The organism is Streptomyces sp. NPDC045022, from assembly GCF_056432605.1.
Window position 1 is genome coordinate 1 of sequence record NZ_JBWKIR010000065.1, and the last position, 7,770, is coordinate 7,770.

The following is a 7,770-nucleotide window of genomic DNA, read 5'->3' on the forward strand; positions in this document are numbered from 1 at the left end:
CACGGTGAAGGTCGCCGAGGTCGACCTCCAGCGTCACTGGGTGCGGCTGGGTGCCGCTGACGGAGCGGACGCATCCCACGACTGGTCGCAAGAAGTGTGACCATCAACAAGCACGTCCCGCTGACCAATAAACGCCAGCTCGCCCAGTTCTGTTGGTTCCCGCTATCGCGTCCTGGCTCAGGTGGCGAGCTTGGCAGGAGTTTGAGCAAGTCAGGCGTGAGTGGCGTCCCGCAGACGACGCAGCGGTCCGGTTGGATGCCCCGGGGGATGTCCCCGGCCGGCTGAGGCAGGGGTGGGAGACCGCGGTCGATGCGTCGATTGATGTAGGACCAGCAGGCGCAGCGCTTCGAGCAGTAGATCTGCAGGATCCGGTGGGTCCTGGGCGGTCAGCTACGCCAACGCCGAGAGGCAGGTGACCGGCTACGGCATCGGCGGTCTCATCCTGGACGTGCCCGCCAAGTCCCTGCCCGCCCTGGTGGAGTGGACGCTGGCCGAGGCGCAGCTCGGGGCCGGAAGGCTGCACGGCTCGGGCAAGGACGCCGACCCCCTGCTGGTGCTCACCCCCGCTGCGTGCGAACGCTACGGCCTGCCCGTGGAGCTGTCAGAGCAGGAGCGGCTCGCCGGGCGGCTTCCGGAGGGGCACAAGGCCATCAAGCAGCTGGAGCGTGCGGACTGGCAGCTCACCAAGCGCGGGTTCGGGCCGTGGGCGCGGATCTACCGCCCCGCCCAGGGGGGCCGTCGGCGCTGCGTGCAGCTGTGCATTCCGTCGTGGCGTGCCCTCGGCGGCCGTGCCTGGGGGCATGCCGGGCAGCTGGCGCCGGCGGAGCTCGCCCGGGTGCTGGGGTGTACGCGACCCGGGTGATGGTGCCGGTGGGTTCCACCGCGGTGACGGGGCTGCATCTGATGACGGCGCTCAACCCGCCGACCCGCGCGAGCGAGCCGGATCAGGACGGCAGGCGGCATCGCGAGCACCGGCCCGGGTCGCTGGGCACGGAGCCGATCGACCCGGCGCCTTGTGAGGCGACCGACGGGCACCCCGTCCTGGCCCACCTGCCCCGGTTCCATGTCCGCGGCCCCGACGAGAAGCTGTCCGAGGAGGCTTATGACTGGGCACGGGATTTGACCGACACCGAGTGCATGCGGCGCTACCTGGTCGGCCTGGATGTGAACCTCCCCTTCGGCGCGGGCGCCAATGGTGGTGTCGTCGGCCTGGCCTCGCCGCCCGTGCACGTCACCAGCCCTGCCTTCGATGCGGCGCTGCCCGGCTCCTGGCTCGTCGACCTCTCCCACGTCGACCCGTGTCGGGTGAAGGTCGGCAAGCAATGGCGCGACCTCTTTAGAAGTCATCTCATTTGGTGAGTCTGCGATAGCAGATAAGGGTGCAGGCGATGCTGGTGAAGGCGAGGAAGTGCTCAGCCTTGCGTTCGTAGCGTCGGTGGAGCCGGCGGCAGCCGGCGAGCCAGGCCATGGTGCGTTCAATAGTCCAGCGGTGTCGGCCGAGTCGTTGTGAGGTCTCGACGCCGTTGCGGGCGATGCGGTGCCGGATGCCGCGCTGGGACAGCCATTGCCGCAGGTGGCGATAGTCGTAGCCCTTGTCGGCGTGAAGCTTGCCAGGCTTGCGTCGGTGGGGGCCTCGGCGGGACCGGATGGGCGGTATGCCCTTCACGAGCGGAACCAGGGCCTGGCTGTCATGAACGTTGGCGCCGGAGATCCCGACTGACAGGGGCAGACCGGTCCGTGCGGTGACCAGATGGATCTTCGAGCCGTACTTGCCTCGGTCGACAGGATTCGGACCCGTCAGGTCCCTCTTTTCAAGGCGCGCATGTTCACCGAGTCAATCGCGCATCTCGACCAGTCCAGGTCGCCTCGGGAGCCGAGTTCGTCGAGGACCAGGCGGTAGAGCTTGGCCCACACCCTGGCCTTCGTCCACTCGGTGAACCTGCGGTGGGCCGTGGCACCGGACGGTCCGAACGACGCGGCAGGCAATTGCTGCCACGTACAGCCCGACGTCGCCACGAACACGATAGCCGCCAGCACCTCCCGGTCACCGCAGCGGCGCCGGCCACCACCCTGCGGCCGCGATGGCGCCTCCGGCACCACCCGCTGGAACAACTGCCACAACTCATCCGGCGCCAGCCACTCAACGATCCCCACGCCGGCAGGCTACCGACCTCAAGGAGAAGACCCGCAGTCAGCGGCCCATTCGGCGCTGCTCGTCGAACCGAAGCAGCACCCGTATCAGACGCCACATTCCGGCCGTCGCTCCGAGCATTGCACCCCCCACCAACACGCCCTTCTTCGCTGGACCCGAGATGCCAAAGGCTAGTGCGAGAGTCAGAGCGACGGCGAAGACCGCCGCAGCCAGCGCGACGGCAGTCACCAGGGCGAAAACGATCTCCACCGTCATTGCGTCCTTTTCCCACCGCGACTCACGCCCCATGTCCATCCTGCAAGTCTCACATCACGGTCAAGCCATGGCGCCTGGGCCGAACAGCCTAGGTACGGAGGCGCACTTACCAATTGAGATGACTTCTTAGACCGTGTCCTATGTGGTGGAGATGAGGCTGCAGGCGATGGCGGTGAATGCCAGGAAATGTTCGGACTTGCATTCGTTGCGGCGGTGCAAACGGCGGTAGCCACCCAGCCAGGACATCGTGCACTCGTCCGCTATTACCTGACGTCCAGCGGGCCGCCGGCTACGGACGTCATGCGGCCCGGCGCGTATGCCGGACGACGACGGCCGGATACCGCCGCGGGCCGGAACCTGACCCGACGGTCAGGTTCCGGCATCACCTATGGCGGACGAATGACCGCACCCCATGGAACACGCGGGGTCAGTTTCGGCTCAACGCGCCGTCCATTGCTGGTTGGTTTGGCCGTTGCGGGTCCAGATGTCGATGAGCGCTCCGTTGGCCGTGTTGTTTCCCACGACGTCGAGGCACAACCCGGATTCGACCGAGGTGATGGTGCCGTTGGGGTTCACGTTCCACTGCTGGTTGCCACCGCCGTTGCAGTCCCGGAGTTCGACCTTGGTGCCGGGAGTGCGTTGGTCGGCGTAGACATCGAGGCACTTGTTCATGAACCGCAGCGTGCCCCACTTGTGGGTGAACTTCTGGTTGGCGCCGCCGTTGCAGCCCCACAGATCCATCTGGGTGCCGTTCGCGGTGCTCGACCCCGGATCATCCAGACACCTGCCCGACTGCGTGCTTACCAACTCGGTCGCGGGCGGGTTCGACGGCGTGCCCGACCAGGTACCGCTGGAGGTGTCGAGCGACCAGTTGTCGTAGTAGTTGGGCAGCGACACGCTGGTGCCGTTGACGGTCAGGGGCAGCCACACGTAGGTGGAGGCGCCGAGGTTGCCAGCATTCCACCGGTCGCCGGCGTACATGTACGTCGTTCCGCCGCTTCCGGAGACCGGCAGGATGAACGTGGTCTGGGAGTTGTAGGTGTCCGAACCGACGGGTACGAACGTATTCCAGGAGGACCAGCCGCCGGACAGCGACGTCGACGTCGTGTAGACGTTGTCGTTGAAGTTCCAACCCGTCAGGTTCGACCCGAACAGGAAGTAGCGGCCGTTGGCCTTGAACATCGCCGGTGCCTCGTAGTTCGGCGTCAGCGATGCGACCGAGCTGGAGACGCTCAGGTAGTCCGACGACAGCTTGTCGATGTGCAGGTGGTTGTCGCCGGCGTGAGTCAGCAGGTAGCCGGTGCCGTCGCTGTCCTGGAACAGCCCGATGTCCCAGCTCTGCAGGCCGAGCGGCAGAAAACTGCCGCGGTAGGTGTACGGGCCGCACACACTGGAGCTCGTCGCGACGCCGACCCTGCCGGTTCCATAGCCGGGCGTGTCGATGTGCATGTACATCACGTACTGGCCGGTGCCGGAGTTGTAGATCACCTTGGGCCGCTCGACGATGCGGTTCGGCCCCAGATCTCCGCTGGGCTGCGGTGACAACGCCTCGGAGACGAAGGTCCAGTGCGACAGGTCGGTGGAGGAGTAGCAAGGGATGTGCTGGAAGAAGGCGTTGCTGTCGTTCTCGCCTATCTTGTCCTCGCCCATCCAGTAGTACGTCGAGCCGACCTTGATGATGGAACCGCCGTGGCCCTGGACGTTGTTGCCATTCTGGTCCGGCCACTGAACACCATTGGGGATGGCGGCCGGCGATGCCGTCGCGGACGTCGTCCCGAGCATGACTCCGAACACGCAGAGCGCCCCGGCGAGGACGACACGCAAGAGATACGAGAGGCGATGATGCGACCTTCCTGGCGCGATGCTCATTCGAGGTCCTCCTGTCCGAAAGGAATTGGGTGTTTCCGCCGTAGCGAGCGACCAACCCAGGCAGTGCAGCGTGGGTGGCGAACCAATGTCGCGGGCAGCCGTCTGCGTGAACCGGTGGTGACGGGCGCCAGCCCCCGAAGAGTCGTCTCCGGTCACGCCGCGTCGCTCTCCCGCGCCACCGGCGCGGAAGAGATCGCGACATGAAAGAAGAACGAGGATGTTAGATCTTGAGAGAAACTGTGATACCTTGATGGAAACTGTGATCTCTTGAGGGGACTGTTTATACCTTGAGGGATCGGGCGTCAATAGTTACGACTTCGTACGGTCGAGTCGCGTCATGCAGGGAACCGAGAGGGACTCAGCCGTCAACCCGCTTGGACGGCGGATGCCGACACGGCCGGTCGGCCGTCGGCACCGGCACGCGGGCGCGCCGCCCCGCAAGGGTCGATGCCGAGCCCCAAGGTTGCGGCGGTCTGCCGCCAGGTGTTCTTGGTGTGGGCCCAGGCGTTGTGGCTCAGGACGCGTTCGACGCTGATGCCTCGGGCGGCGGGCCAGGCGATGGCGCGGGTGAGGAAGGCGGCGCTGGTCGCGGCGATCTCGCCGGGCAGGTCTTCGGTGTAGCCGTCGGGATACGGCCGAGTTTCTTGCCGTGGATGTGGACCAGTTGGCCGGGCCGGAAGCGTGCGTAGCGGCGGACGGGTTCGCCGGTGGCGCAGTCGCGAGGCGGCCAGAACGGGCGGCTGGTGCCGGGCCAGGGTGCGGTGGGCGGTGGACGCGGCGATGCCGCAGCGGGCTGTCAGGCGCACTGGGCCGATCCGGTGTTCGCGGCGTAGCCGCACGACCTGGGCCTCGATCGCGGGCGGTGTGCGGCGTGGCGGATGGGGGCGGCCCGGAGCGGTAGTTCATGCCCTCGGCGCCCAGTTGCGGATAACGGCCGACCCGGCGTGCGGCGGTGCTGTGGATGACCTGGAAGCGTTCCGCGGTCCGACGCACCGGCCGGCCATCGTCCATGACACACCCGGTCAGGCGCAGCCTGCTGGTCGGCGTCAGCGGGGCATTGCGGTGGGAATCGAGGGCCTCCTGAGTAGGGGTCGTGGATGTCGCGATTCACACCGACCCCAAGAAGGCACTCATCCGGGGCCCAGCAGGACGCCGTCTGGGCCCGCGGGCAGGCCCGCAACAAGCTTCGCTCCCAGCTCAGAGAGTTCTATCTGGCTATCCTTGACGCCCTCGCCTGACGTCGCCGCCGCACTGACGCGGACGGCGCGGCGGCCCCAGGCAAGGAGACCGCAAAACCAGTCGCTGAAAATGGGGCATGCCGGGTGAATCTCCGAATCCGAGTACGCCCGCGTGAACTTCCGCATCCCTCGGTACACCCGCCGCGCGCCCCGCCCGCCCCCTGAAGATCCACAAGCGGTCAACAAAACGAGCAAACCGGCATCTACGCCAGCCGGTCACAACGCGTCGACAGACCGCAGAGGTGCTTTTGCGTGGCCCTGTCTACGAGAAGCGCAGCCTGGGTCACAGGCCGAAGGCGCCCCCCCTGGATGAGGATGAGCAGGCCGATGGCGATCAAAACCAAGGGCAGCAGGATGTGGCCCCAGCGGGCGAGAGCTTTTGCGATGACGGGTCGGGTGGCGAAGAACTTGCCCGCGAAGCACCACACGGCCACCAGCGCGAGGAACACCGCGGCGTACACCGTCATGCCGCCGATGCCGGCGGTGGCGAAGACGGGCACGTAGACGCCGATGTTGACGCCGCCGTTGGCGAAGGTCGCCGCTGCGACCTCTAGTGCCGCGGCAGGCAACGTTCGCCCCGTCGCGACGCCCGGCACGCACTCTCGCCGCACCGGCCGAAAGCCCAAGTACATCCAGTACGAGGACTTCCGGCCGGCACGCCGAGAGCACGCACCGGACGCCGCTCCTTGACGGGCAAACGTTGCCTGCCGCGGCACTAGGTCCTGTCCGGCGGATCATGTGACTGTCGGATTGCTGGCTCGTTGATCTCGGTATGGGGCGGGGTGATCTCACGAATGCCGAGTGGTTCCGGTTGGAGCCACATCTGCCGTCGTCCGGGCTTCGAGGCGGACGTTGGAACGATCATCGCAAGGTGATCAACGGCATCCTGTTCCGTGTCCGAACGGGCATACCGTGGCGGGACCTTCTGAGCGTTTCGGCAGCTGAAGACCGTCTATGAGCGGCACCGGCGCTGGTCGGCGGACGGCACGTGGGACCGGATCCTGCGTGCCGTCCAGGCCGACGCCGACCTCGCGGGCCGGATCGACTGGAGCATGATCAGTGTCGACTCGACGTCCTGCCGTGCCCATCAGCACGCGGCCGGGGCCCGTAAGAAGAAGCCGCGTGTGCCGAAAAAAGCACGACGCCCCGGCACCACCGCCCCGACGAAGGACTCGGACGGTCCCGGGGCGGTCTGACCTGCAAGATCCACCTCGCCGGTGAAGGCGGGTGCCGGCCGATGGCCTTCCTGGTCACGCCGGGCCAGTGGGGCGACGCACCGCAGATGATCGAGGTCCTGGAGCGGATCCGGGTGCCCCGCCCACAGGGCGGTCACCCGCGAACGCGGCCCGACCACCTCGGCGGCGACAAGGCATACAGCTCACGCCGCAACCGCCGCTACCTGCGAAGACGCCAGATCAAGCACACGATCCCCGAGCCGAAGGACCAGCGGGCCCACCGCAAACGCCGCGGCAGCAAGGGCGGCCGGCCCACCGGCTTCGACAGCGAGATCTACAAACGCCGCAACGAGGTCGAGCGGACGATCAACCGGCTCAAGAACTCCCGGGCTGTCGCCACTCGCTACGACAAGAGGGCCTACGTCTTCCACGGAACCGTCGCCGCAGCCGCGATCCGCTTATGGCTTCGGCCGTGATGCGCCAGCATCCTTCAGACGTCTGAGGGAGCGGCGTGGTCCGGGTTTCGGCGGAGCGGCAGCAATTGGCTGAGAGCAATGAGGAGGAGCCCAGCGAACAGGAGGGCGTTTCCGCCGAAGAAGCGGACCTCCCAGGAAACGCTCGGCAAGATTCGAAAGTAGAAGAGGCCCTGCAGAAGGACCGAAGTACCCGTGAGCAGGGCACCGCGGCCGTGAAGTTGGGGCCTGGTGACGTGACGGCGCGCCGTGGGCAGGATCCACCCTGTCCGAAGCGTCACAATTCCCAATGCGATCGCCAGCAGCCCCACGAACGCACCCGTTCCTACTACCCAAGCCATGTTGCCGCTCCGCTCTGACCGCAAGAGGCCCGGAACGCGATAACGCCAGGCCCGAAGATTCCCACATTGTCGCTGGACCCGGCGGTGCCTGACCATGCCGGTGACCGGCAATCTCCGCACTTCTCCTCTGCCGTATGTGCGCTGGGTGCCCATGATCCGCCGGACAGGACCTTGAATCGCTCCGGGATCGGTGGAGGCTCTATGCGTTGACTCCAGCCGCCGGTTGGGGCTGGTGTTGAGCGTAGTGGTTGGTCTCGTACTCGTGGG

At 66.8% G+C, this 7,770-nt stretch carries 4 protein-coding genes and 3 pseudogenes; 2 read left to right on the forward strand and 5 right to left on the reverse strand.

Going from position 1 to position 7,770, the window contains the following annotated elements; genetic code table 11:
• Positions 1-412: 412 nt before the first annotated feature.
• Positions 413-1,335: pseudogene (locus AC07C1_RS40920) on the forward strand (telomere-associated protein Tap); the annotation flags it as partial.
• Positions 1,336-1,348: 13 nt separating this feature from the next.
• Here AC07C1_RS40920 and AC07C1_RS40925 read toward each other — a convergent pair.
• The 5 genes and pseudogenes from AC07C1_RS40925 to AC07C1_RS40945 all read right to left on the reverse strand — a co-directional run bounded on the left by AC07C1_RS40925 (position 1,349) and on the right by AC07C1_RS40945 (position 6,110).
• Positions 1,349-2,148 (reverse strand): IS5 family transposase gene (locus AC07C1_RS40925; protein WP_478947195.1). Its coding sequence is split into 2 segments (ribosomal slippage): positions 1,349-1,810 and positions 1,813-2,148, totalling 798 coding nucleotides; the frame shifts between segments, so codons are not numbered across the junction.
• Positions 2,149-2,191: 43 nt separating this feature from the next.
• The gene (locus tag AC07C1_RS40930; RefSeq protein WP_478947192.1) at positions 2,192-2,446 is read right to left on the reverse strand and encodes a DUF6332 family protein; all 255 of its coding nucleotides are present in this window, start codon (positions 2,444-2,446) and stop codon (positions 2,192-2,194) included.
• A gap of 399 nt (positions 2,447-2,845) precedes the next feature.
• Positions 2,846-4,276: a ricin-type beta-trefoil lectin domain protein gene (locus AC07C1_RS40935; protein ID WP_478947193.1), complete on the reverse strand. Its 1,431-nt coding sequence runs from the start codon at positions 4,274-4,276 to the stop codon at positions 2,846-2,848.
• A gap of 452 nt (positions 4,277-4,728) precedes the next feature.
• Positions 4,729-5,287: pseudogene (locus AC07C1_RS40940) on the reverse strand (transposase family protein); the annotation flags it as partial.
• A 430-nt stretch (positions 5,288-5,717) separates the two neighbouring features.
• Positions 5,718-6,110, reverse strand: coding sequence for a cadmium resistance transporter (locus AC07C1_RS40945; RefSeq protein WP_478947194.1), 393 nt, complete (start codon positions 6,108-6,110; stop codon positions 5,718-5,720).
• A 176-nt stretch (positions 6,111-6,286) separates the two neighbouring features.
• On the opposite strand from AC07C1_RS40945, the pseudogene AC07C1_RS40950 reads away from it, so the two are divergent.
• A pseudogene (locus AC07C1_RS40950) lies at positions 6,287-7,165 on the forward strand (IS5 family transposase).
• The last annotated feature ends 605 nt before the right edge of the window (positions 7,166-7,770 follow it).